Source organism: Streptomyces sp. NPDC029526, from assembly GCF_040637405.1.
Classification (GTDB): Bacteria; Actinomycetota; Actinomycetes; order Streptomycetales; family Streptomycetaceae; genus Streptomyces.
In genome coordinates this window covers 20,944-42,746 of sequence record NZ_JBEZWE010000026.1, presented here as the reverse complement: position 1 = coordinate 42,746, position 21,803 = coordinate 20,944, and the positions used below count along the sequence as shown (strand labels likewise).

19 protein-coding genes and 1 pseudogene are annotated in these 21,803 nt (G+C 72.7%); 7 read left to right on the top strand and 13 right to left on the bottom strand.

Annotation, left to right across the window (positions count from 1 at the left end; genetic code table 11):
* The first annotated feature begins 814 nt into the window (after nucleotides 1-814).
* Nucleotides 815-1,732, top strand: a complete 918-nt coding sequence (locus AB0F01_RS29800) for a class I SAM-dependent methyltransferase (RefSeq protein ID WP_362102109.1) — start codon at nucleotides 815-817, stop codon at nucleotides 1,730-1,732.
* Nucleotides 1,733-2,004: 272 nt separating this feature from the next.
* Here AB0F01_RS29800 and AB0F01_RS29795 read toward each other — a convergent pair whose 3' ends face one another.
* The 3 genes from AB0F01_RS29795 to AB0F01_RS29785 all read right to left on the bottom strand — a co-directional run bounded on the left by AB0F01_RS29795 (nucleotide 2,005) and on the right by AB0F01_RS29785 (nucleotide 4,805).
* Nucleotides 2,005-2,742, bottom strand: a complete 738-nt coding sequence (locus AB0F01_RS29795) for a nitroreductase family protein (protein ID WP_362102106.1) — start codon at nucleotides 2,740-2,742, stop codon at nucleotides 2,005-2,007.
* 224 nt (nucleotides 2,743-2,966) lie between these two features.
* Nucleotides 2,967-3,929: a DUF5996 family protein gene (locus AB0F01_RS29790; protein WP_362102103.1), complete on the bottom strand. Its 963-nt coding sequence runs from the start codon at nucleotides 3,927-3,929 to the stop codon at nucleotides 2,967-2,969.
* A gap of 135 nt (nucleotides 3,930-4,064) precedes the next feature.
* On the bottom strand, nucleotides 4,065-4,805 hold the full coding sequence (locus AB0F01_RS29785) for a VOC family protein (RefSeq protein WP_362102101.1): 741 nt from the start codon (nucleotides 4,803-4,805) through the stop codon (nucleotides 4,065-4,067).
* 403 nt (nucleotides 4,806-5,208) lie between these two features.
* Here AB0F01_RS29785 and AB0F01_RS29780 point away from each other — a divergent pair, with 403 nt between their 5' ends.
* Entirely contained in the window at nucleotides 5,209-5,643 is a 435-nt protein-coding gene (locus AB0F01_RS29780; RefSeq protein WP_362102098.1) for an MmpS family transport accessory protein, read from the top strand.
* 146 nt (nucleotides 5,644-5,789) lie between these two features.
* On the opposite strand, the gene AB0F01_RS29775 is transcribed toward AB0F01_RS29780, so the two are convergent.
* From AB0F01_RS29775 to AB0F01_RS29765, 3 genes are all read right to left on the bottom strand, one after another.
* Nucleotides 5,790-6,410, bottom strand: a complete 621-nt coding sequence (locus tag AB0F01_RS29775; RefSeq protein WP_362102095.1) for a dihydrofolate reductase family protein — start codon at nucleotides 6,408-6,410, stop codon at nucleotides 5,790-5,792.
* A gap of 67 nt (nucleotides 6,411-6,477) precedes the next feature.
* A complete protein-coding gene (locus tag AB0F01_RS29770) occupies nucleotides 6,478-6,798 on the bottom strand; it encodes a hypothetical protein (RefSeq protein WP_362102092.1) in 321 nt (106 codons plus the stop codon).
* 266 nt (nucleotides 6,799-7,064) lie between these two features.
* A complete protein-coding gene (locus tag AB0F01_RS29765) occupies nucleotides 7,065-7,673 on the bottom strand; it encodes a TetR/AcrR family transcriptional regulator (RefSeq protein ID WP_362102090.1) in 609 nt (202 codons plus the stop codon).
* A 138-nt stretch (nucleotides 7,674-7,811) separates the two neighbouring features.
* On the opposite strand from AB0F01_RS29765, the gene AB0F01_RS29760 reads away from it, so the two are divergent.
* From AB0F01_RS29760 to AB0F01_RS29750, 3 genes are all read left to right on the top strand, one after another.
* Entirely contained in the window at nucleotides 7,812-8,657 is an 846-nt protein-coding gene (locus AB0F01_RS29760) for an alpha/beta hydrolase (protein ID WP_362102087.1), read from the top strand.
* Nucleotides 8,658-9,152: 495 nt separating this feature from the next.
* A complete protein-coding gene (locus AB0F01_RS29755) occupies nucleotides 9,153-9,491 on the top strand; it encodes a hypothetical protein (RefSeq protein ID WP_362102084.1) in 339 nt (112 codons plus the stop codon).
* A complete protein-coding gene (locus AB0F01_RS29750) occupies nucleotides 9,488-10,762 on the top strand; it encodes a hypothetical protein (RefSeq protein WP_362102081.1) in 1,275 nt (424 codons plus the stop codon). The genes AB0F01_RS29755 and AB0F01_RS29750 overlap by 4 nt, the downstream gene beginning before the upstream one ends.
* A 193-nt stretch (nucleotides 10,763-10,955) precedes the next feature.
* On the opposite strand, the gene AB0F01_RS29745 is transcribed toward AB0F01_RS29750, so the two are convergent.
* The 3 genes and pseudogenes from AB0F01_RS29745 to AB0F01_RS29735 all read right to left on the bottom strand — a co-directional run bounded on the left by AB0F01_RS29745 (nucleotide 10,956) and on the right by AB0F01_RS29735 (nucleotide 15,226).
* Nucleotides 10,956-12,323 (bottom strand): hypothetical protein, encoded by a 1,368-nt coding sequence (locus AB0F01_RS29745; RefSeq protein WP_362102079.1) that lies wholly within the window; start codon nucleotides 12,321-12,323, stop codon nucleotides 10,956-10,958.
* An 869-nt stretch (nucleotides 12,324-13,192) separates the two neighbouring features.
* Nucleotides 13,193-13,483: pseudogene (locus tag AB0F01_RS29740) on the bottom strand (hypothetical protein); the annotation flags it as partial.
* 39 nt (nucleotides 13,484-13,522) lie between these two features.
* Complete coding sequence (locus AB0F01_RS29735) at nucleotides 13,523-15,226, bottom strand: glycosyltransferase (protein WP_362102077.1); 1,704 nt, start codon at nucleotides 15,224-15,226, stop codon at nucleotides 13,523-13,525.
* A 379-nt stretch (nucleotides 15,227-15,605) separates the two neighbouring features.
* Here AB0F01_RS29735 and AB0F01_RS29730 point away from each other — a divergent pair, with 379 nt between their 5' ends.
* Nucleotides 15,606-16,829, top strand: a complete 1,224-nt coding sequence (locus AB0F01_RS29730) for a hypothetical protein (protein WP_362102075.1) — start codon at nucleotides 15,606-15,608, stop codon at nucleotides 16,827-16,829.
* A gap of 158 nt (nucleotides 16,830-16,987) precedes the next feature.
* On the opposite strand, the gene AB0F01_RS29725 is transcribed toward AB0F01_RS29730, so the two are convergent.
* From AB0F01_RS29725 to AB0F01_RS29715, 3 genes are all read right to left on the bottom strand, one after another.
* A complete protein-coding gene (locus AB0F01_RS29725; protein WP_362102072.1) occupies nucleotides 16,988-17,323 on the bottom strand; it encodes a hypothetical protein in 336 nt (111 codons plus the stop codon).
* A gap of 608 nt (nucleotides 17,324-17,931) precedes the next feature.
* A complete protein-coding gene (locus tag AB0F01_RS29720; RefSeq protein WP_362102069.1) occupies nucleotides 17,932-18,570 on the bottom strand; it encodes a glyoxalase in 639 nt (212 codons plus the stop codon).
* A gap of 344 nt (nucleotides 18,571-18,914) precedes the next feature.
* Nucleotides 18,915-19,442 carry a DinB family protein gene (locus AB0F01_RS29715; protein ID WP_362102066.1) on the bottom strand — a complete coding sequence of 176 codons (528 nt, stop codon included), beginning with the start codon at nucleotides 19,440-19,442 and terminating at the stop codon, nucleotides 18,915-18,917.
* A 305-nt stretch (nucleotides 19,443-19,747) separates the two neighbouring features.
* Here AB0F01_RS29715 and AB0F01_RS29710 point away from each other — a divergent pair, with 305 nt between their 5' ends.
* Nucleotides 19,748-20,731, top strand: a complete 984-nt coding sequence (locus AB0F01_RS29710) for an alpha/beta hydrolase (RefSeq protein WP_362102063.1) — start codon at nucleotides 19,748-19,750, stop codon at nucleotides 20,729-20,731.
* Nucleotides 20,732-20,854: 123 nt separating this feature from the next.
* Here AB0F01_RS29710 and AB0F01_RS29705 read toward each other — a convergent pair whose 3' ends face one another.
* On the bottom strand, nucleotides 20,855-21,736 hold the full coding sequence (locus AB0F01_RS29705; RefSeq protein WP_362102060.1) for a MerR family transcriptional regulator: 882 nt from the start codon (nucleotides 21,734-21,736) through the stop codon (nucleotides 20,855-20,857).
* Nucleotides 21,737-21,803: the final 67 nt, after the last annotated feature.

The following is a 21,803-nucleotide window of genomic DNA, read 5'->3' as shown; positions in this document are numbered from 1 at the left end:
CCCGAGGACGTCGAACTCGCCGCATGACCCCCACAAGCCAAACCACCCCAAACCGAACCTGGGCGCCTTGACGGAAGACATAGAGGCACCCCCCCCGAGGGCGTCCGCCGTCCTCCCCGCCCTGCTCGTCGCCACCCGCCGTCCCGCCGCCCATCCGTTCCACCGCTCCCTGCCCGTCCGCGCCGACTCCCCACGGTGCCTCGGTGCCGTCGAGGGACGCGCCTCCCGGGCGAGGAATTCCGGGCTACGTCGGCCGGAAACGGCCACAGCGGGGCCCGGGCACGCGGCCCCAGGACGGGACGGCCCGCCGGCGGCCGGACCACGATTGGCCACTGCGGACGCGACGGGCAACAATGGGCCGTCGACCCCGGCGGGTCCGAACCGGCCGGGGGAGTGAAACAGCCCGACTCAGCCCTGAGGGAGGTCCTCCATGTCGTCGAAGAGGCGCCGGAAGAAGAAGGCGCGCCGCAAGAACGCGGCGAACCACGGCAAGCGCCCGCAGTCCTGAGTCCGTTACTGCGACGGCTGCCACCACCCGCCGCCGACCCGAACCGTCCCCAGCGCGTGAACCGCACGAGAGGCAGGGACTCCCGTCGGCGGCGGGCCCACGCTCCACCACCGGCCTGCCGGGCCGCGCCGTCCCTTCGGCGCGGGGGCCACGACGGGCGTACCACCCCCCCGGGGCTGCGCATGAAACGCGGGAGCCACCCGCCCGGAGCGCCGACTGCCGGGAGCGCCGACTGCCCGGAGCGGTGACCGCCCGGAGCGCCGAGTGCACGGGACGCCTGCCGCTCGGTGCGGCACCATGTGGGGTATGGCCGAGAACCGGATCGTGAACACCCACCAGTCCGAGGCGTGGAACGGCTACGAAGGCCGCCACTGGGCCGAGCACCAAGCGCGCTACGACGCGCTCAACGACCCCGCCAACACCCCCCTCCTCGAAGCCGCCCGCCTCCGGGCCACGGACCGGGTCCTGGACATCGGCTGCGGAAACGGCCGGCTGACCCGCCTCGCCGCGCGCACCGCGGCCGGCGCCGTGGGCGTCGATCTGTCCGAGCCCATGCTCGAACGAGCCCGGGCCAGCGCCGCCGAGGAGCGCCTCGACAACGTCACCCACCTCCTCGCCGATGCCCAGGTGTACCCGTTCGAGGAAGCGTCGTTCGACGTGGCGCTGAGCCGATTCGGCGTCATGTTCTTCGCCGATCCGGTCGCCGCGTTCGCGAACATCGGGCGCGCCCTCCGGCCCGGCGGACGGATCGTCTTCGTCTGCCCGCAGTCCGTCCTGCGGATGGACCAGGCAGTGATCTTCGAGGCCGTCGCGGAACACGTCGCGCTGCCCGACTTCTCGGCCCCCGCGCAGACGGGTCCGACCGCCTTCGCCGATCCGGCACGGGCCGAACAGGTCCTGTCGGACGCCGGGTTCGAGGCCGCCACCGCGGAACCGGTCGAAGTGCCCCAGGGCTGGGGCCGCGACGCGGCCGATGCCGCCGCCTTCCTGTTCGGCTGGGGACCGATGCGCCACTGGCTCCGCGACGCCGCCCCCGACGCCGTCGACCGCGCTCGGGACGCCGCCACCGATGCGTTCCGCGCCTTCGAGACGGACGACGGCGTGCGCCTGGTCGCCCGGCACTGGCTGGTGACGGCCGAGTGGCCGGGAGCGCCTGTTCCCGGGGCCGTACCGGGGGAGTCTCCGCGAGTGTCGTCCGACGGTTCGGGGCCGGAAGCCGGCTGACCAGTCGCGCCACCCGCTGATCCTGGCACCGGCGTGTTCGCGCACCCCGCGGAACCTGAGCCCCCGGCCGGGCCGCGCCGGCGCTCCTGGCGCGCGACGGACGCTCGCCCGAGGCGCCCGCCGCCCCCGACCCACCGGACCGACCGGACGGTGAGGCAGGCGCAGGCGTGTGTCACCGTCCGGCACGCAGCCGCCGCCCCGTACGGCCCGGGGCCCAGGCCGATCGCCCGGGCGAGGTGCCTGCAGCACCCCGCCCGGGAAGTCGGCACGTACTACCAGCGGTTCCGGTGCACGACGTCGGCCACCGGACGGCGGCTGACCGGACCGAACCTGCCGCGCGGCCACCCCACCGGGATGGCGGCGAAGGTGTTCATGTCCTCTGGGATGCCGAGCGCGGCCTTCCACTCGCCCTCCAGCATCAGGTGCCAGATCGTGATGTTCGCGGCCAGGCCCAGCCCACGCGCCGCGAGCAGCAGGTTCTGCACACCCGGGTAGACGCAGGACCCCTCCGCCAGGGCGTTGAAGCGCTCCTCGATCTTGGCCATGTGCGCCGTACCGTCGGGCCCCAGCTCCTCCGCGTAGCGCTGCAGCCCTTCCGGATCGAGCCTGGGCTCCGGGAACCGGTAACAGGGGATGATCAACGCCGGGGTCTCGGCGAAGTGGTCGCGCTGGTACTCGATCGCGGCCACCATGCGCCCGTACGCCGCCTCGTCCATGCCGGCCGGCGCGTACTTGCCGGTCGTGGCCAGGTAGGCGTTCACACAGCGCTCCCACAGCGGCGCCAGCTCGGCCATCACCGCCGGGTCGGTGACGACGACGTACTCGTAGCGCTGCATGTTGCCCCCGCTGGGGCCCCAGACCGCGGCCTGTATCAGCCGGTCCAGGAGTTCCTCGGGTACCGGGTCGGGCCGCAGCCGGCGCATGGCCCGCATGGTGGACATGGTCGCGAAGAGGGCAGGGTCCGGTTCGCCGTCGGCCGATGCCTCGGACGGCGTGACGTCAAGGTTCATGATCGCAGTCTAGGGATGGACGGCGCGAGGGAGGACCCCATCTTGGTTACGGATTCACCTACTTGACGATCCGTCGGCTAGAACGCGGGTGGAGCCACGCCGAGCCCGCACCCCGCCGGGATGACCGGCCGAGCGGACGCGGCGACGAGACGGGCCGAGCGGACGCGGTACCGGACCCCACGGAGCGGCCGGAGGCCCGCAGTCACGTTCGCCGGTGCGGAGGGTCAGCCCGCGGTCCGGCCCGCCTGCCCGTACGGCCGGAGGCCGGGGTCCGTGACCCCGCCCGGGCAGGCCAGCGCATCGACGTCCCAGCCCGCGCGGCGGGCGGCGGCCCGGTAGGCGCTCTCGTAGAAGGCCAGCACCGCAGCACGCCGGTCGCTCTCCTTGCGGACGTCGTCGTAGCGCAGCACGGCGAGGTGACTGCTGCCCCGGTCGAGCCAGTGGGCCGCCGCGGGCTCCAGCGGATCGTCGGCGAGACCCGCGGGCTCGGGTGCCGCGTACGCGTAGAAGGCGGGCTCGGGGAAGGTGTCGTCCCCGAACCAGAAACCGAAGCTGATCACTTCACGGGAGTACGCCTCCCGGGTGACCGGATCCGTCTGCGCGGGCTGTGGGACGCGCCTCTCGGAGAAGCGGGTGTGGGCGATGTCGAAGGTGTGCCAGAAGTGGTGCACCGGGCTGACCTTGCCCGAGTATCCGGCGGCGAACTCCTCCAGTACGGAGGCCACTTGACTGAGGACGCGCCAGTAGCGGTTGGCCTGCTCGGGATCGTAGGTGGCGTGCTCCATGTCGTCGCCGAACGGCCGCCCGGAGTCCGGCAGATCGAAGGGCGTGGGCTGTGCGGGCCGCGTCCGCACGCCCAGCGTGGTGAGGGCCTCCACGACCGCTGCGTAGAACGACGCGACGGACTGTCCGGCGAGCGGGAACGAGATCTCCCGGCCGTCCAGGGAGGACACGGCCAGGCGGTGCGCGACGAAGTCGAAGTCGATGGTGAAGATCGGGTTGCCGTCCACCTGTCCCATCGGAGAGGTGGTGGTTCCGCGCCCGGTGAGGCGGAACGTCACGTTCCACCAGTGGTTCCGTCGGACGCTCGAGGCGAGCCGGATCTTCCCCACGACCTGCGCGAAACGGTGCAGGGTCTCCTTGGTGTCGCGCCACTCGTCGAACGGGATGGGCGGAAACAGTTCCATGGTCGTCCCTTCCTCCCCCGGCGGCTTCGGTGACGGCCGGACGGGCCCTCACGACCATGATGGGCGCTGCCCTCGGCTGCGGCACGTTCGCGGCCGAGGACAGCGGCGCCGGGGAACGGAGGGGAACCGCGCGTCTCAGTGCGGCCCGAGGACGCAGAACTCGTGGTCCTCCGGGTCGGACAGGCACACCCAGGGGACATCGCCCTGGCCCAGGTCGAGGTCGGTGGCACCGAGACCCCGCGCGCGGGCCACCTCGGCGGCCATGTCGTGGCCGGGCCCCGGCAGCAGGTCGAGATGGACCCGGTCCGGCGCGGCCTTGCGGTCCGGCGTGCGGAGGAACTCCAGGAACGGTCCGCTCCCCGTGGCCGACCGGAACACGGCGTACTGATCGGTGGCGTCGAGCAGCGTCCAGTCCAGGGCCTCGCCCCAGAAACGGGCCATGAGCCGGGGATCCGCACAGTCGACGACGACCGCGGCGATCGGCCCGGCGTCCCGGTAGACGTCCCGGGGCTCCAGCACACAGAACTCGTTGCCCTCCGGATCGGCGAGCACCTCCCAGGGCACGTCGCCCTGGCCGATCTGGACGGGCGTCGCGCCGAGATCCCGCACCCGGGCCACCAGGGCCGCCTGATGCTCTCGGGACATGGTGGCGAGGTCGAGGTGGACACGGTTCTTCACGGCCGTCTTCCGTTCCGGGACCGGCACGACGTCGATGCCGAGGCCGGTCGGATCCGGCCGGACCAGGCCGCCGGCGGGACCGACGTAGGTCGTCACGCCGGCGTCGTAGGCGCTCCAGCCGAGGGCCTCAGCCCAGAAGCGTCCGACCGCCCGGGCATCCACGGCCTTGATGTTCACCTGCGCGGGACGAAGAGGCATGGTGCGTAACCCTATGTGCTCGGCGGGGCGGCCCGTCCTGAGAACGTGGTCGACCGGGCGGCTGTCCGGGCGCCTGCCCTCCTGCGCCGGCCGTGCCGCGCCCATGTCCGCACCGGGCGTGGACCATGATCCGATCGCACACGGGAGCGACGCAGCGAAAAGACCCGGCCCGTGGGAACCGGCCGCGCCGCCGCCGTGGCCGACGCTGTGCCGCGGGCGGCGGTGACCACCCCGGAAGCCCCTTCGGCGCACCCGCCGAGCGGCGCGCGTCGTGGCGGGCGGCCGAACGGGTGTGCCCCCACCAGCCTTCTGTGCAGCTAGACTTCGCAGGTCGAAGCATGTTCGCGGGCTGATGCACGCCGCGTCCTACCTGGGGGGTCCCACCATGCGCACCATCCGTCGCATGCGCACGATAGCCATGGCCACGGCAGGAGTCGTCCTGCTGCTCGGCTGCTCCGGTGTCGGTGACGAGGTCGCCAAGAAGGCGGAGGACGAGTTGGTCGAGGAGGTCGACCGGCAGATCGACCAGGAGTACGAGGTCACCTACGAAGTGACCGGCGACAAGGCGGACTTCATCGAGTTCAACGCGGGCGGCGGCGACGCGAGCGATCCGCAGTTCGAGACGGTCGACGATCCGGAACTGCCGTGGCGGAAGACGGTGAAGCTGCGCGGCATCGAGGCGCCCACCGTCCTCCCTGTCCTGGTGGACGCCGACGAGGCGTCGGGCGGCCGGCTCACCTGCAGGATCCTGCACGACGGCAAGAAGCTGGCCGAGAAGTCCGGGGCGGGAGCCGTGTCGGCGGCCGGCTGCGTGGCGGTGTCACCGATCGCCCAGTGAAACACCGGCGTCGACGCCCCATCAGCGCCCGGACACCGCACCTGCAGTCCATGACGCGGTGCGGCGGGGGAACCGGCTGAACCGTGCGGTGGGGCACCGGCCTTGCAGCGGCCCGGACATCGCACCGGCGCCCGCCGGCCGGGCCGTTACCGCAGTACGCGGTAGGTCACGTGGGTGACCAGACGTGCCGACCGCACCCGCAGCTGCTCCAGCCGCATCGGCGGTACGCCGTCGAAGAGACGGGTGCCGGCCCCCAGGGTGAACGGCGCGATGTGCAGGTGGAGTTCGTCGACCAGCCCGGCGGCAAGGTACTGGTTGACCGTGGTCGCACCGCCCATGATCGACACGTCGGCGGCGCCCGCGGCCGAACGGGCGCGGGCCAGGGCCGACCCGATGCCGTCGGTGACGAAGTGGAAGGTGGTGCCGCCCTCCATCGGCTGCGGTGCGCGAGCGTGGTGGGTCAGGACGAACACCGGGGCGTGGAACGGCGGATCATCACCCCACCAGCCGTTCCACGGCCGGTCCCACGCGCCACGTACGGGACCGAACATGTTACGGCCCATGATGAACGCCCCGGCCCGCGTCATCCGTTCGGCCTCCACCCGGTTCTCCTCGGGCGTGTCGAACATCCAGGCGTGCAGCAGGCGCCCCGTGCCGTCGGCGCCGTCGTCACCGAACGGCCGCTCCTCGGACTGGTCGAGGCCGGCCGTGTACCCGTCCACCGAGACCGAGATGTTGCAGAGCACCGTGCCGCTGCGCGCGTTCATGTTGTGGCTCCTCGTCGGGGTGCGGGGTGCGGGGTGCGGGGTGCGGGGCAGCGCGAGGCCGAGGTTCCTACGACGAGGGATCCCACCGCTGCCAGAGCATTTCCAGCCCCAGCACAATGGCACACAACACGGCGACGGAACCGGGTACGGCCACGAACACCACATGGATCGGGTCGTTCTCGTCGGGCAGAAAGAGGTCCACCCACCCCAGGGAGAGGGCGAGCGCCGTGGCGATTCCCCCCACCCGGGAAGCCCACTCGAAAAGGCGTGCGTGCCACGGTTTCGACGCGCTCGAATCCCGGGACCGCACGTCGATGCTGAAGAAGATCAGCAGGACCGCGAGAAACGAGATGAGGCTGACCATGTCGGCCGACGGCATCTGACGCATGGCGTGACCATAAGCCCACCGCTCCGCAAAGTCGGTGAACCTGCCCCGGCGGAATCGTCACCGCCCCGACGGTCCCGCGGATGCTGCCCTCTCAGCCCCGGACCCGAGGACCGCCGACGCGGACAGGCCGACCGGCCCGGAGCCTGCACCGCTCGTCGTAGCCCGTACCAGCCGGTGCCCGCACCGCCCGAGCCTGCGCCACCCGAGCCTGCGCCACCCGGGCTTCCCTCACCGACGTTCGTGGTCGTCCAGGCCCAGGGGCGTTCTCACAGCCGGTCGAGCAGTTCGGAGGCCAGGGCGCGCGCCTGACGGAGGCAGCGGCTGTCACCCTCCAGGCCGGCGCGGGTGATGGCCCCCTCCAGAAGGTAGGACAGGTGCGCGGCAGTGGTCCGGGCCGTGTCCGGCCGGTCGGGCAGCAGCTCGGCGAGGTGATCCGCCATGATCTGTTCCACCTCCTGCTTCTGCCGGCCGACCAGGGCCCGCGTCTCGTTGCCCACCGGCATCTCCGCAGCGGCGTTGAGCAGCGCACACCCGCGGAAGTCTTCGTGGTCGGCCGAACGCGTGCTGTCGATGTACGTGTCGAAGACGGTCAGCACGCGGTCACGCGGGTCCTGACCGGGGCTCAGCCGCGCGCTGTAGCGCTCGCGCCACGCCGCATGCCGCGCCTCCAGGTATGCCCGCACGAGTTCCGCCTTGGAGGAGAAGTTGTTGTAGAGGCTCATCTTGGCGACACCGGCGTCCGCGGTGATCGTGTCGATGCCGGTCGCCGTGATGCCGTCGCTGTAGAAGCGCCGTGCCGCCGCGGCCAGGATGCGCTCCCGGGCCGGCCGCCGCCGACCCCCGCCCGTGCCCGGCACCCGCTTGACGTCACTCATTCCGACCCGCCTCTCGCCCCGGCCTCTCGCGTCCATCTGCTAGGTAGACTAGTCTACCTAATCAGTGTGGATGGTGCGGCCCCTCGGGGCCGGAATCCCCGCGCTCCGTCCGAACGTCAGCAACCTGAGGAAGGCACCATGACCGTCCTGACCGACAGCCTCGTCGTCGACGGAGTGCGTCTGGCCTACCGGGACCGGGACCGAGGCCGAGGCGAACCCGTGATCTTCATCCACGGCACGCCCTCGCACTCCTACGAGTGGCGCCACATCGTCCCCCACGTCGAGGCGACCGGACGCCGGGTCGTCACCTACGACCTGCTCGGATACGGGCGCTCCGAGCGGCCGGTCGACCGGGACACCTCGGTCGCCGCCCAGACGGACCTGCTGGGACACCTGATGGACGCGCTGCACCTCGACCGGGTGAACCTCGTGGCCCACGACATCGGCGGTGCCGTGGCCCTTCGCTTCGCGCTCGCCCACCCCGGGCAGGTGCGCCGGCTCATGATCATGGACACCGTCAGCTACGACTCGTGGCCCTCCCCGACCTGGCAGAAGATCATCGACGAACGCCTCGACGAGGCCACCGCCATGTCGCGGGACGCGTTCGACACCCTGCTGACCGGGCAGCTCACCATGGCCGTAGCCGACCCGGCACGCATGAGCGGCGACGTCCTGGAGGCGTACCTGGCCCCCCACCGTTCACCGCTCGGCCGCGTCTCCTTCTTCGAGCACCAGGTCCGCCACTACGACTCCACGTACACCGAGGAGATCAGCGACCGGCTCGGGCGACTGGCCATGCCCGTCCGTATCGTTTGGGGCGAGGAGGACCAGTGGCAGCCCCTCCACTACGCGAAGCGGCTCCGTGACGACATCCCCGGCGCGGAACTCGTGGTCGTCCCCGGCGCCGGCCACTTCCTCATGGAGGACGCCCCGGAACGCCTGGTGCGCGAGATCCTCGACTTCCTCGCCACGTCGACCCCGTAGTCACCACGTACGGCGCCGCAGGCGCCTCGGCCCTCCGGGTGCTCCGTGCACTCCGTGTACTCCGGGCATTCCGGGCAGTGAGTCTGCGGGGCGCCCCGGCGATCGCGTCGAGGAGCGGCGGCCGGCCGACGGGGCCCGCGCATCGGCTGACATCGGGCGCGACGGCGGCAGGCCCCGCACCCGTGGCCGATCGCAGCGCCGGCCCGGCGTTCGCTGTCGCGACGGCCGCGGACCGAAGAGGCTCGAAGTGCTGGAGGATCGAGGTCAGTCGCGCGGGTGGTGATCCGTCCCGGGCCCCCCTTGTGTCGGCGGGGCCCGGGACCGCGCCTCCCGGGCCTGGCCGGTTGCGTGCCCTCCGTACCCACGTGCGGCGGCCCTCCGCACCCCGGCCCCGGGCACCGCACCGCGGCACGTAACATCGGTGTGCTTGCTCTGACTTCACTGTTTCAACGGGGGAACAACGTGAGTACCGGCGCGCGGAAGCGCCTCTCTGTCGTGGCCGGGATTCCGGCCGGCACCTTGGTCGCGGCCGGGATCGGCCCGTACGCCTCGACCTCGGACCGCGGCGCCTCCCGGACCTCCGTGCGCTTCGGGGAACGGGTCACCGTCGACTACGGCCCCGTGCCCGGGGGCGCCGCGGAGCGGCACGGCCGGCTGCCGGAGGGTAAGCGCGACGGTCTTGCGCGCGTCACGTGCGACGGCCGCGAGACCGTCTTCTACGGACGCGTCAACGGGGCCCCCGCCGTCAACAAGGCCGCCGTGGAGCGGTCGTTCGAGAAATTCGTCGCATCCGTGGGCCACCGCGTCGGATGCAGGACTGAGGGCAAGGCATGACCACGGACGACAACGACCCCACCGCCACGCCCGCCGAGGCGACCGAGCACGGTGCCGGCGGCGCCGGGACCGCCCCGGCCACCCGCCCGGCCGACGGTACGCAGGGGGAACCCGCACCCGCACCCGGGCCGGCCGCCGCACCCCGCGTGGGCGTGCCCGCCCCACCGCCCCGGAGCGTCGCCCGGCCGTCCTGGATCCGGCGGGTCCTCCGCCACCGCACCGTCGTCACCGCCACGGCCGCCGGCCTCGTCGGCGTCCTGCTGGGCGCCGGTACCGTGGCGTGGCGCACCGACACCCTGCCGATGCTGAAGCCCGACCCCTGCTGGGACTCCCTCCGCGAGGGCAGCGTCTCCGCGCTCTTCGGGGACCGGCGTCTGGAGGTCGAGGAACAGCGGCTGCGGCGTGACCCGAGCCGAGCCGCCCTCCATTACGGCCAGTGCCGCATCACCAGCTTCAAGGGCGACGAGGCGAGCGAGCAGGTCACCATCCGCGTCCACGCCCTCGACGCCACGTACGGCAAGGACAGTCGCATCTGGCCGGCCGAGTACCTCTCCAGCCGCATGGTGGCCCTGGGCGCGGACCTGCCCGGCATGGTGTCCGCCTCCCGCGCGTGGCTCGCCCTGCCGCAGAGTTGTGTGGGGAAGCCGGGCCTGTCGGGTGGCTCGACTGTGGTGGACGTGGCGCGGGGCGAGCACGACTTCGACAACAGTTCCGGGCGCGACCGGGAAGACCGCGCGGCCCTGGCGCGCGTGGTCGTCGACGCGGCCAACGGAGTCATGCGTGAACTCGGTTGCCGGGGCTCGTACTCCGCACCGGGGAAGCTGTCCGACCTGCCCGAATGGGAGGAAACGCAGCCGGACACCTTCTGCGGGGTGAAGGGCCTCGCGCTTCCCGCCCCGCACCGGAAGTGGCTGAAGTTCAGCCGCGTCAGCGGTGAGGGCGGGGCGGCACGGACCTGCGACGCGGGCGAGAACCTCTACGTGGCGGTGCGGATGTCCACGATCGTCGACCCGGGAGTCTCGGGGATCCACACGAGGGAGCTGGGCAGCGGAGGTGACCCGGTGAAGGGCACGAAGGGAAGCGGAGTGATCGGCCCGAACCGTGCCACGTACCACCTGACCTGTCAGACGGGCAGGGTGGTCATGACCGTGGAGACCGTCGACCGCACCGACAGCAAGGGCTTCATACGGGACATGCTGCCGCGCTACGTCCGCGCCGAGGCGGAACGCATCGGCTGTGGCCCGGTGGAGGTGGGGTACCCGGCACCGTGACGCAGCCCGCGGGCGGCGCCCGGCCCACCGTGACGCGGCCCCGGGCGGCGCCGGCCACTGCGACGCAGACCCCGGCGGCGCCCGGCCCACCGAGACACACGAGACACAGCCCGAGGGTGGCGCGCCTTGCCGAGAGAGGAGCGCACCCGCGTCCCCCTGCCTGCCGCCCGGAACGGCGGATCAGGTGAGCGGATCAGGTGAGGGGACAGGTGAACGGCAGGACACGTTCGCCCACCCGGCCGGCGAGATGCGTGTCGGAGAGGACGGCGTCGTCCGTGAGCCACCCCGCCCGCACCAGCAGGTCGACCATCGGCTGCAGCGCGTCGGCATCCGTCGCCACCCAGGCGGAGACGGCTGCGAGGGGGATGCCCTGCCCGCCCGCGTCCAGGTGCCCCTCGGCGTCGGTCCGGGTCGCCAGTTGCAGGGCGAGCAGGCGCACCGCAGAGGTCGCCTTGGCCTTGCGCAGCTTCTTGTCGGAGATCACCCTCTGCGCCCAGCCGCTCAGCTTCGGCCGCAGCTTCCTGCCGAACGCGAAGGGGCCGGACCCGTCCGGGCCGGGCAGCAGGCTCGGGACAGTGATGGGGGTGGGGTTCTCCGGCCGTGAGGCGAACAGGTCGTCGACGGTGCCGGGAAGACGCAGCCAGCCGCAGCCGGTCAGCTGCTCGACCAGCTCTTCGGGACCGGTCAGACCCAGGGAACTGACGTCCTGGCCGACGATGTTGCCCTGGCCGGAGTGGGCGGCGCGCAGGGTCAGCATCAGCGTCAGGAGCCGCGCGTCGGGGCCGGGCAGCGGGCTGTGCTGTGCGACGTGGGCGAGGACGGACCGCGCGTGGTCCCACTGCGCCGGCGAGGTCAGCACCCGCGCCACCGCCGGCGTGGTGCCGTCCAGGGACTCGCCGGTCCGCTGCAGGTGCTGCGCCCGCGCCGTGGCGGCGGCCTGTTCGGCGCGCCGGGCCTCCAGCCGGAGGTTGATGTCCCCGCTGACGTCGGCCCAGGCCGCGAAGGCGCGCGCCTTGCGCTCGTGGAGGTCGGCGAGCAGGGAGAGATCCGGTTCGCTGCGTTGCTGGTAGGCGCGGAACCGGCTGCCGAGCTCCACGAGTTCGTCGCGCAGGACGGCGGGCTGCAGATCGTGCGGGATGTAGCGCTGCGCGATCCTTCCCGCGGGAGGCCGGCGCCGAGGGGGTCCGGAACGCGGCTCCGGCACCGTCTCGGGGCGGGCCCCGGACCCGCGGGCCCCGGACGCGCGGGCCCCGGACACGGGGAGGTGGGAGAACTGCGGTACGCCGACCGGCCCCGCCGACGGCTGCTCGGGGGGAGCGGTGGCATCACCGGCGGGACGGGGGCCCGCCGGGCGGGGCGCGGCGCCCGGGGGCGTGCGGGGTGCCACGGCCGGAGAGGTGTCGACGACCTGCGCTCCGGGGGTCGCGGCCGCACAGCGCGAACAGCACTCCGTCACCTGCCACCACCGGCCCTCCCGGTCGGTGACGACGGCCAGGACGACCGCACCGCCGCACCGCCAGGACGGCATCCGGTCGTGCCGGTCGGTCGGCCTCAGGTGCATCCGGCACCCCTCCGAGCGGCAGGCACAGTCGGCATCAGCCCTCGGCCGGGCGGCCGCACGGAGGTGAGCCTTGAGATGGGCCACCGCCGCCGCGCGGCCGGCTGCCGGGGTCGGCAGGCGCTGCTCCGCACAGGCCGGGCGGCTGCACGAGACGCGCACCACCGTGCTGCCCCGGCCCGCCGGGTCGAGACGCACCGTCCACCGACGGCCGGCGACCCGTTCGACCGGCTCGTTCGCAGCGACCTCCGCCATCCTTCTCATCCTCCCCGCGTTCCGCGTCCCCGGCCCACCCTCGCTTCGCGCACGCCCGGACACCGCGCGTCGCCGTCCCACCGTACGGGGCGTCGTCGGCCCGGGACCGTGCACCAGGGGGAAGTACCGGAACTGCTCCGGGTGTGCAACAGGGCCGAACGCAGGGCGTGATGCACGGTGTCCGGACGCGCCGACACGTGCGTCACCGCCCCGGGAGGCCCACGGTCCGGTGATATCGCGGGGCCCGCCCGGTGGATCCCACGGACGGTCGCCCCGTCGGATGCCCGCCATGGGCGGTGACGGCCGACCCGTCCATGCCTCCCCGCCCAGGCCCTGATTCACCCGTTCGAGTAGGTTGCCAACGGGTGGGACGTTGACGTCGGGGCGTTGACGTGAGGGCGCCCGGTGTGCGGGGAGCGCCCGTCTCCCTCCCCACCCTGTCCGGGCGCCGACGGCCCGCCCCCGCGGGCGCTGCGCCGCACCTCCGGCCGCCTGTCAGCCGACGCCCACGGCCCGCCCACCCGCCCGTCCGTCCGCCCGTCCGTCCGCCCGTCCGGCAGGTCGGGTCGCCGCGCAGCCTCGACCCTCGGCCCCCGGGTCATCGAGAACACCCCCGCTCAGTCCTGCGCCGCCCGCAGCAGGTCGAGGTCCTCGCCCCACGCGTCCAGCACCGCCCCGAGCCCGGCCCGTCGTGCCGCCGTTTCCACCAGGCCGAACAGCTGCTGCTGTGCTGCCACACCACCCGTCGTCGAGATGACGTCCACCGCGGAGAGCAACTCGTCGGTGTCCCAGCCCGGGAGGGGATACCGGTCGAGTTCCCATGCGAGGTACTTGTGGTACGGGCGGGGCCGACGGTCGAGGGCGAAGAGCAGGTCGAGCAGGAACGGCACGCTCTCGGCTGCGGGCAGCGACCGTCCCCGGCCCTGCCCGCCCGCCGCTCCTGGGGCCTACTTCTTCCCCGCCCTGGTCCAGGGATCGGCCTTGCGCGCCAGGGCCCGCACCTTGTCGCGGGCGTCGGGCGGCAGGTGGTTGACGATGGTGCGGGCGCCACGGCGAAGACGGGGGGCCGCCGAAGCGGACAGGAGGATGCGGCGGGAGGTCGTCGTCCGGTCGGCGGGGGCGACGGACAGGCGCAGTTGACCGGACGGCCCGCCCCAGTCGGGGACCACCAGCAGGGGCGAACGGCCGGCGGCCGTCCTTCCGCGCCGCGTGCGGGGCACCCCGTCCGTGGGCAGAGCCGGGGCGTTCGGCCCGGTGACGCGCAAGCGACGCCCGACGCCCAGGAGTTGGGCGCTGGCCCACACCGTGTAGGTGCCCGGCGCCGACGCCTCGCCGTTCGCCAGCGTTTCCGGGGCGATGACGGTCCGCCCCCTCACGACCACGCGGTGACGGTGGTCGCCGAGGGCCTCGATGCACGGGCGGAGGTCACCGTCCGTGAAGTACCAGCGGTTCCGGGCCGTGTCGTGGACGAGGACGTCACCGTGCGCGTGCCCGAGCGGGTGGGGGACCTCCCAGTCCACGGCGCCGGGAATGCCCGCCAGGAGTTCCGGGTCGAGATACAGACGACCGTGGCGCTCCACCAGGGTCAGGGGCTCGCCGTCCGGGCGGACCATGCCGACCGTGACGTCGAGGTGAAGGCGGCCGTCCCGTCGGCCCACACGGTCCACGGTGAGCCGCGGCTTGATGTTCGCGGTCCGGCGGGCGAGCTCGACCAGGTCGTCCAGGCGCCCCTCCTCCAGCAGGTGCGCCCTCAGCCGGCTGATCGCGGGCAGACCGTCCCTGACGCCCGGCGGGAAGCTCTCACGAGCCATGCTGCGAACGACGGTGAAGTACCGCTCCAGGTTCGGCCCGGTGCGCTGCAGGACGCGCGGTTCGCTGACCGGGCGGAGGAGTTCGACACGGTAGGAGCGGCGCAGGAGGTGATCCTGGAGCGGTCCCGGCGGGATGACCTCCTTGACGGCGTCGACGACGGTGCGCAGGTGACCGTAGTAGTCCTCGGGTGTCGTGGCACGGCTGCTCGTGTTGCCGCCGTCGTCGCGGCGGTTCCAGATGTAGCAGGGAGGACCCGCGAGAATGGAGACGATCTTGGCGCGGACGTAGGCCCGGGCCATGAACAGTTGGTCCTCCAGGCGGACCGGCCCTTCCGGGAACTCGATGCCGTGCCCCAGCAGGAAGTCGCGTCGGAACATCTTGTGCGGGGTGAGACTCTCGAAGAGCGGCGCGTCCTCGACCGTGCACTGCTCGACCGTGTGCTTGAAGACCCTGCTGGGGCCCTGCATCGTACCGGCGACCTTGCCCATGACGATGTCGGAGTTGTTGCGGACGGCGAGGTCGTAGAGGCGTTCGAGGGCCCGCGGGGTCAGTTCGTCGTCCTGGTCGACGAACTGGACGTATTCGCCGCGCGCGGCCCGCACACCGACATTGCGGGGCTTCCCGGGCCAGCCGGAGTTCTCCTGGTGGATCACGCGGACGTGGGGGTGCTCGGCGGCCAGCCGGTCCAGGCGCTGCGGGGAGTCGTCGGTGGAACCGTCGTCCACGTAGACGATCTCGTAGGCGTCGGCGCCGAGGCTCTGGTGGAGCAGGGACGGAGCGCAGAGTTCGAGGTAACGGCCCCCGTTGTACACGGGCACCACGATGCTGACCTTGGTCACTGATCTCCTTGGATGAACCGCTTGAACCGCGAGAATCGCTTGAACCGCGTGAACCGATGTCTTACGGGAGAAATGGTGTCGCACATATGCGGCCAAAGGAATGATTGGGGCGGCGGATGTTGAGAGGCGGGCGGGGCGCCACCGCCCGACAGCGCGAACCCTGCTGGTCAACACCGGCGGATGAGCGCCACGGCCGAGGCCGGCCCGTCGGCGTCCGGCGCGTCGGCCATGGGTCGGCGACGGCCTGGGAAACGGCGACCACGGGTCGGCGACGGCCAGAGATGACACGCAAGGCACCCCGTGGAACAGGCACCAGGCACTGCTAGAATGACCCCCTCGGCCTTCGGCATCCCAACAAGGGCGCCCGGAGGCTTTTTTCATGCACTCCGAAGTCGCCATCCCCGTCACGCCGCCCACCACCTACCGTGCTCTGCTCCGCAACCGCGAGTTCGCGGGCCTCTACGTCAGCTTCGCGCTGACTGTCGCGGCGAGCACCCTGTCGGGCTTCGCGCTCGGCACCCTGGTCGACCGGGAGACCGGATCCCCCTTTCTCACCGCCGTGAGCATGTACGGCGCCACCTTCGCCACCGTGATCGGCGCGACGACCCTGATGTCGGTCGCCGACGGCAGCCGCCCCCGCCGCACTCTCGTGGTGCTCCAGTCGGTCTCCCTGGCGGGTGTCGCCGCTCAGGCGCTTCCGGGACTGCCACTGGCCGCACGGTTCGGACTGCTCCTCGTGCTCGGCTTCTTCCAGTCCCTCGGCACCGGCACCCGGATGGGACTGGTCACCGCGTTGCTGCCGGCCTCCGCGTACGCACTGGCACGTTCGTTGATGAACATCACGGCGGGCTGCACCGCGGTCGCCGGCTACGCCGCCGGCGGCCTGCTCCTGCGCTCGTCGACGCCGGGTGACCTCTTCGCCGTCGCGACGGCTCTGACCGGTGCCGGGCTCCTCGTCGTGGCAACCACCCTGCGGGAACGTCCGATCCGCCTGGCCCGTCGTCCGGGACCGCGGCAGACCTGGAGGAACAACGCCGCCCTGTTCGCCCACCCCGGCCGCCGGGCCCTGCTGCTGAACCTCTGGGTCCCCAACGGCCTGATCGTCGGCTGCGAGGCCCTGTTCATCTCCTACGCCCCGGACCGGGCAGGGGTGCTGCTGGCCGCCGGCGCGGCGGGCATGCTCCTCGGTGACCTGACCGTCGGGCGGCTGCTCACCGCAGCTCAGCGAGGCCGGACAGCGTTGCTCCTGCGGCTGCTGCTGGCGGTCCCCTACCTGCTGTTCGCCGTCCACCCGCCCATGCCGGTGCTCACGGCCGCCGTGTTCCTCGCCGGCGCCGGCTTCGCGGCCACCCTGCCGCTGCAGGAACGGCTGCTGGCGCTGACCCCGGCCCCGATACGCGGGCAGGTGCAGGGCGTCGAGTCGGCGGGCCGACTGGCGTGCCAGGGTGTCGCAGCGGCGATGGCGGGCGGTCTCGCGCAGTACGTCGCGCCCGCCGTGGCGATCACCGCTCTCGCCGCCCTTTCGGTCACGATCACCGTCGCGTCCCGGCCCTTCGTGGCCAGGGCGTCCCGCCCGTGCCCTCCGTTACGGGCGCAGGCGTAGCGTGCGGTAGCCCGGTAGCCCGGTAGCCCGGTAGCCCGGTAGCCCGGTAGCTCGGTAACTCTGTGGATCCGCTGAGGGACGGTTGGTACCGCACCACGAAGAGGGGGTGGCCCGGCACTCTGCGCGCCGGGCCACCCCCCGCTCACGGGTGAGGCGGATCAGCAGACCGCCGTCCGGTCGTAGCGGCCGCCGACGGTGCGGAAGTAGGCGCTCTTCTTGTTCTTGATGGTCTTGCACGAGGTGTCGCGCCAGTTCTTGACGACGATCTTGACCCGCATCGTCTTGCCGCAGTTGTTGTACACCCACGCCTGCATGCCGCCGTCGGGGGTGTTCACGACGCTCCGCTGGATGCACGCGGGCGCCGTACCACCCGCGGTGATCTGTACCGGAGTGGCCTGCACTGGCGCCGCCTGCGCCGAAGCCGCCCCACCGGCGACGCCGGCCAGGACGAGGGCCGTGGACCCGAGAACGGTGGCGAATCGCTTCGTCAGCATGCTTCCCCCTTCTGTCCCGTGCCGATCGCACGGGAACCCTGTGTGGTCGCCATCGAAGGTACGGAGCGCCCCCGCCGAGGGCGTCGGACGCCGGTGTGACTTCCGGGTAAACCGCGGCGGTAGCGCACCGTACGGCAGTGGTGGGAACGCCGGCGGCGGTCACCCCCCGCTGCTACGAGTTTCGGTGACGGGCGTATGACGCACGCCGCAGGACGTGGGGGAGGAGGGGCGGCGACCGGAGGAGCGACGACAGGCGGGGCGACGGAGACGGAACCGGGGCGTCGCCGGAGCGGAGCGGCGCCGATGGCCCACGCGGCCACGAGGCTGTAGCGCGTCACGTGCTGAGAAACGGAACCCGCCTGAAACGGAACCCGCCCGCAGCAGGAAACGGGGGCGCGACATGTCGATCGTGTCACGGGCGTTCCACGGACGACCGCGCGCTGCACAGCAACAACTGCCGCCCGGGCAGTACTCGATGCCGCACACCTCGCAACGGCCATGGCAAGCCAGCGCTGTCATGCCGAGGGCGCCGACAGATCCGTCGGCGACGGACGAGCCCGTGCTCCAGGTCACCCGCCCGGAGAGCGCGCCGGGGGACGGCGCGAGGCTCAGGACGGTGTTTCCGGCGCGGGAACGGGGCTCGTGGTCCAGGCGAACCCGTCGGGGTCGGTGAACTCTCCGCTGTGTCCGTGGAGGATGACGCGGTGCGCGCCGGAGCCCTCCGCGTCCACTCCGGCGACCTTGGCGAGGCCGCGGCGCTTGTACAGGGCGAGGCTGACCGCGTCGGTGTCCTGCGAGGTGAACTCCGCGTACTTGCCGCCGAAGCTCTTGCCCACCTTCAGGCCCTGCTCCGTGTAGAACTGCTTGCTCGCCTTGACGTCCTCGACCCCGAGGAGGAGGACGAGGCTCTCGATGGTGCGCGTGGCGGCCCCACTGCCCTTCTTGGTGGAGGTGGCGAGCTGCCATACGGTGCCGTCGGGTGCCTGCACGACACCGCCGTAGCCCCACAGGGACTTCTCGGCGGGTTTCAGCTGGGTGGCCCCGGCCTGGAGGGCACTGTCGAGGAAGCTGTCGACGTCGGCCGGCTGAGGCACGGTGATCGACATGGTGAAGCCGCGGAAGCCCGAGGTGGGGGCGGTCGAGGCCCGCAGACGCACCTGGGGGCCCAGACTGAAGGCGGCGGCGTAGAAGCGGGAGGCCGCGTCGAGGTCGTCCACTTCGAGGGTGACGCTGGTGAGGGAGTTCATGCCGATCACGCTAGTCGTGGACCGCCCGCGGTGGCTTCTTGATTCCTGCTCGGTACCGGCGATCTGCCCACGCCCGGGGGAGGAGGCCGCCGCACCGGCCCCCGCCTGTTCCGCTGTCCGAGGGAGGACGGTCCTCGAGCCCGCTGACGCCCACGACGCTCCGTCCGCCACGGTGCGCCCCTTCCGCCACGGTGCGCCCTGTCCTCCCGGGGCTGTGCCGTGCTCGCCCGGAGCCCTCATCAGCCCTTCGGAACCGTCCGGGGCTCTCGGGACCCCACGCGATGGCCCGGCACACCCCGGCCGGTTGCTCGTCCCCGTCCCGCCGTCGGCCGTACCCGGACGGTTCAGGCGCCGGTGGCCCCGTCGACCTGCTCGCGGAGGAGATCCGCATGGCCGTTGTGCCGTGCGTACTCCTCGATCATGTGCACCAGGATCCAGCGCAGGGAGACGCCCTGATCGCCGAGGTGCCCCGCTTCCTGGTCGGACAGATGGCCGGAGTCGTCGAGCGAGGCGTCGGCGATCAGCGCACGCCCCCGGTCGACCTCCGCCCGCCAGGCAGCCGTCGCCTCGTCGAGCCCTCGCTCCGGACGGAGGGCGAAGCCGTCGCGGTTGTCCTCCCCGAAGACCGGCGGCAGCGCCTGGCCTGCGAAGACACGGGCGAACCAGTTGCGTTCGATCTCGGCCATGTGCTGCACGAGGCCGAGCAACGTCATGGACGACGGCGAAGCGGCAGCAGTCCGCAGTTGGGCATCCGTGAGGCCGGAACACTTCAGGGTGAGCGTCGCGCGGTGGAAGTCCAGCCATGCTTCCAGCATGGTGCGCTCGTCGGCGTGCGCGGGCGGGACCGGTCGTCCGTCAGGTGTCGTCTTCATGGACACAGCCTGGCAGAACGCCGACGGCGGATCACAGACGCCTTCGCCGGTGACGAACAGACCCCTCCGGGCCCGGGCCCTCCCGCTCCCTCCCGACGCCCCTCACCCAGCCCTCCCGGAACGGCCCTCCCTCCCGACCGGCTGTGCCGGCCGCCACGGCCGCCACGGCCGGATCGCCGAAGGCGGGGAGGGTGCCCACACGGCGCATTGCCGAAACGGCAACTCCCCTCTCGCCCGGCGGGCGTCCCCCCGCATGATCGGTGCAGAACGTCCCGCCTGTCCCCGCACCGAGGAGATGAGCCCGCGTGCTGTCAGAGCCGAGCACCGCACCACGCCACCGCACCATCGAGGGACCGGCCGGACGCGTGCACCTGGTGGAACAGGGCACCGGTCCGCTGGTCCTGCTCCTGCACGGCTTCCCCGAGTCCTGGTACTCCTGGCGCCGCCAGCTCCCGGTCCTTGCCGCGGCCGGTTTCCGGGCTGTGGCGATCGACGTCCGCGGATACGGCCGTTCCTCCAAGCCCTCCGCGGTCGATGCCTACCGCATGGTCGAGCTGGTGGAGGACAACGTCGCCGTCGTGCGGGCGCTCGGCGAGGAGAGCGCGGTACTCGTCGGTCATGACTGGGGGTCCAACATCGCCGCCGCCACCGCTCTGCTCCATCCGGACGTCGTCCGCGCGGTCGCTCTGCTGAGCGTCCCCTACGCGCCACCCGGCGGCCCTCGGCCCAGCGACACCTTCGTTCAAGTCGGCGGCCCCGAGCAGGAGTTCTACGTCTCCTACTTCCAGGAACCCGGCCGAGCCGAGGCGGAGATCGAGCCCGATGTACGGGGCTGGCTCGCCGGCTTCTACGCGGCCTTGTCCGCCGACACCATGCCGGCCCCGGACGCGCCCGACCCGCACTTCGTCGTCCGGGGCGGCCGACTGCGCGACCGCTTCCCCGCTGCCTCTCCCGCCTGGCTGCGCGACGAGGACCTCGACGTCTACGCCGGGGAGTTCGAACGCACCGGGCTCACGGGCGCGCTGAACCGCTACCGTTGCATGGACCGGGACTGGGAGGACCTCGCCGCCCACCACGGTGCCCCCCTCAGGCAGCCGGCCCTGTTCGTCGGCGGCGCGCTGGACGCCTCCACCACCTGGATGGCCGACGCCGTAGCCGCCCACCCGACCACCCTCCCCGGCCTGTCCGCATCCCACCTCCTCGACGGCTGCGGACACTGGGTCCAGCAGGAGCGCCCCGATGAGGTGAACCGCCTGCTGACCGACTGGCTCGCCACGCTCACGGGCTGACCACACGTGGACCACCCGGTCCAGGCCGAGCAGGAGGACGCGGCCACCGACCGGTACCGCACGGTGCCGCGGCGCAAACTGCCACGCACCCGCTTCCGACGCCCCCGCGCCTCGCCCCGTGCCCTACGCCCTGTCGGCGCTGTCCCGTTCCAGTGCCGCGCGCAGCCACTCGTCCGCGTGCCCGGGGGTCGGCTCCGGGGGGCTGCCCGGAGCCGTACGGACCACCGCGGTCAGCTCCCAGTACCCGGTCAGCCGCGGCTCGGCCGCCAGCCGCGCGGCCAGCAGGCGGCGGAACTGCCGGGTGTCCCTGTCCCCGTACGCGCTCGCGTACGCCGCCACATAGGCGTCCAACGCCTCGCCGGGGTACGGGTCCTTCGCCTGGCGCAGCTGCGGGCCCGCGATCTCGTACGCCTCAGCGAGCCCCGCGTACAGCCTGGCCGCGCCGTCGGCCCCGGCCGCCCGGTGCACCTCGGGTCGGGGCTGCCGGCCATCGGGGCAGGGGGCCGTCGTCATCGCGTGGAGCCGGGCGAAGGCGAGGACCTGGGCCGGCTCCGGCTCGTCGGGCGGCTGCGGAACGGCCACGTCCAGGAACGCGGCCGTCGCCGGGGCGGGCATCCGGGCCGGGAGCCAGGCACGCCAGAAACGCGCCAGCGGAGCCGTGCTCGGCGGAGTGTCGAGTGAACCGACCAGCCGCAGCCGTCCGGCCAGCTCCGCGGGCGGGCACTCTCGCACCAGCCGCAGCGCGGCCTCCCGCCAGCGCAACGCCTTCAACTCGTTGCCCACGGCGCGCAGACGACCCGCGACGGCGTCCTCCAGCACGCGGTCCGCCGCGCCCCCGGCCTCCAGCACGCGGCGCACCTCGGGCAGCGGCAGATCGAGGGCGCGCAGGGACCGGATCAACCGGAGCCGCTCCAGTGCCTCCGGGGCGTACCGGCGGTGCCCGCCGCCACTGCGGGCCGCCTCGGGCAGCAGACCCCGGTCGGAGTAGAAGCGGACGCTCTTCACCGTGACCCCCGCTCGCTCGGCGAGCTCACCGATGGTCCACAGGGCGTCGTGCGATGCGTCGTGCGAG

Bases quoted from the DNA above. Each gene is read 5' to 3' on its own strand.
- AB0F01_RS29800 (WP_362102109.1), top strand. From the start codon at position 815: ATGGCCGAGAACCGGATCGTGAACACCCACCAGTCCGAGGCGTGGAAC.
- AB0F01_RS29795 (WP_362102106.1), bottom strand. From the start codon at position 2,742: ATGAACCTTGACGTCACGCCGTCCGAGGCATCGGCCGACGGCGAACCG.
- AB0F01_RS29790 (WP_362102103.1), bottom strand. From the start codon at position 3,929: ATGGAACTGTTTCCGCCCATCCCGTTCGACGAGTGGCGCGACACCAAG.
- AB0F01_RS29785 (WP_362102101.1), bottom strand. From the start codon at position 4,805: ATGCCTCTTCGTCCCGCGCAGGTGAACATCAAGGCCGTGGATGCCCGG.
- AB0F01_RS29780 (WP_362102098.1), top strand. From the start codon at position 5,209: ATGCGCACGATAGCCATGGCCACGGCAGGAGTCGTCCTGCTGCTCGGC.
- AB0F01_RS29775 (WP_362102095.1), bottom strand. From the start codon at position 6,410: ATGAACGCGCGCAGCGGCACGGTGCTCTGCAACATCTCGGTCTCGGTG.
- AB0F01_RS29770 (WP_362102092.1), bottom strand. From the start codon at position 6,798: ATGCGTCAGATGCCGTCGGCCGACATGGTCAGCCTCATCTCGTTTCTC.
- AB0F01_RS29765 (WP_362102090.1), bottom strand. From the start codon at position 7,673: ATGAGTGACGTCAAGCGGGTGCCGGGCACGGGCGGGGGTCGGCGGCGG.
- AB0F01_RS29760 (WP_362102087.1), top strand. From the start codon at position 7,812: ATGACCGTCCTGACCGACAGCCTCGTCGTCGACGGAGTGCGTCTGGCC.
- AB0F01_RS29750 (WP_362102081.1), top strand. From the start codon at position 9,488: ATGACCACGGACGACAACGACCCCACCGCCACGCCCGCCGAGGCGACC.
- AB0F01_RS29745 (WP_362102079.1), bottom strand. From the start codon at position 12,323: ATGCACCTGAGGCCGACCGACCGGCACGACCGGATGCCGTCCTGGCGG.
- AB0F01_RS29730 (WP_362102075.1), top strand. From the start codon at position 15,606: ATGCACTCCGAAGTCGCCATCCCCGTCACGCCGCCCACCACCTACCGT.
- AB0F01_RS29725 (WP_362102072.1), bottom strand. From the start codon at position 17,323: ATGCTGACGAAGCGATTCGCCACCGTTCTCGGGTCCACGGCCCTCGTC.
- AB0F01_RS29720 (WP_362102069.1), bottom strand. From the start codon at position 18,570: ATGAACTCCCTCACCAGCGTCACCCTCGAAGTGGACGACCTCGACGCG.
- AB0F01_RS29715 (WP_362102066.1), bottom strand. From the start codon at position 19,442: ATGAAGACGACACCTGACGGACGACCGGTCCCGCCCGCGCACGCCGAC.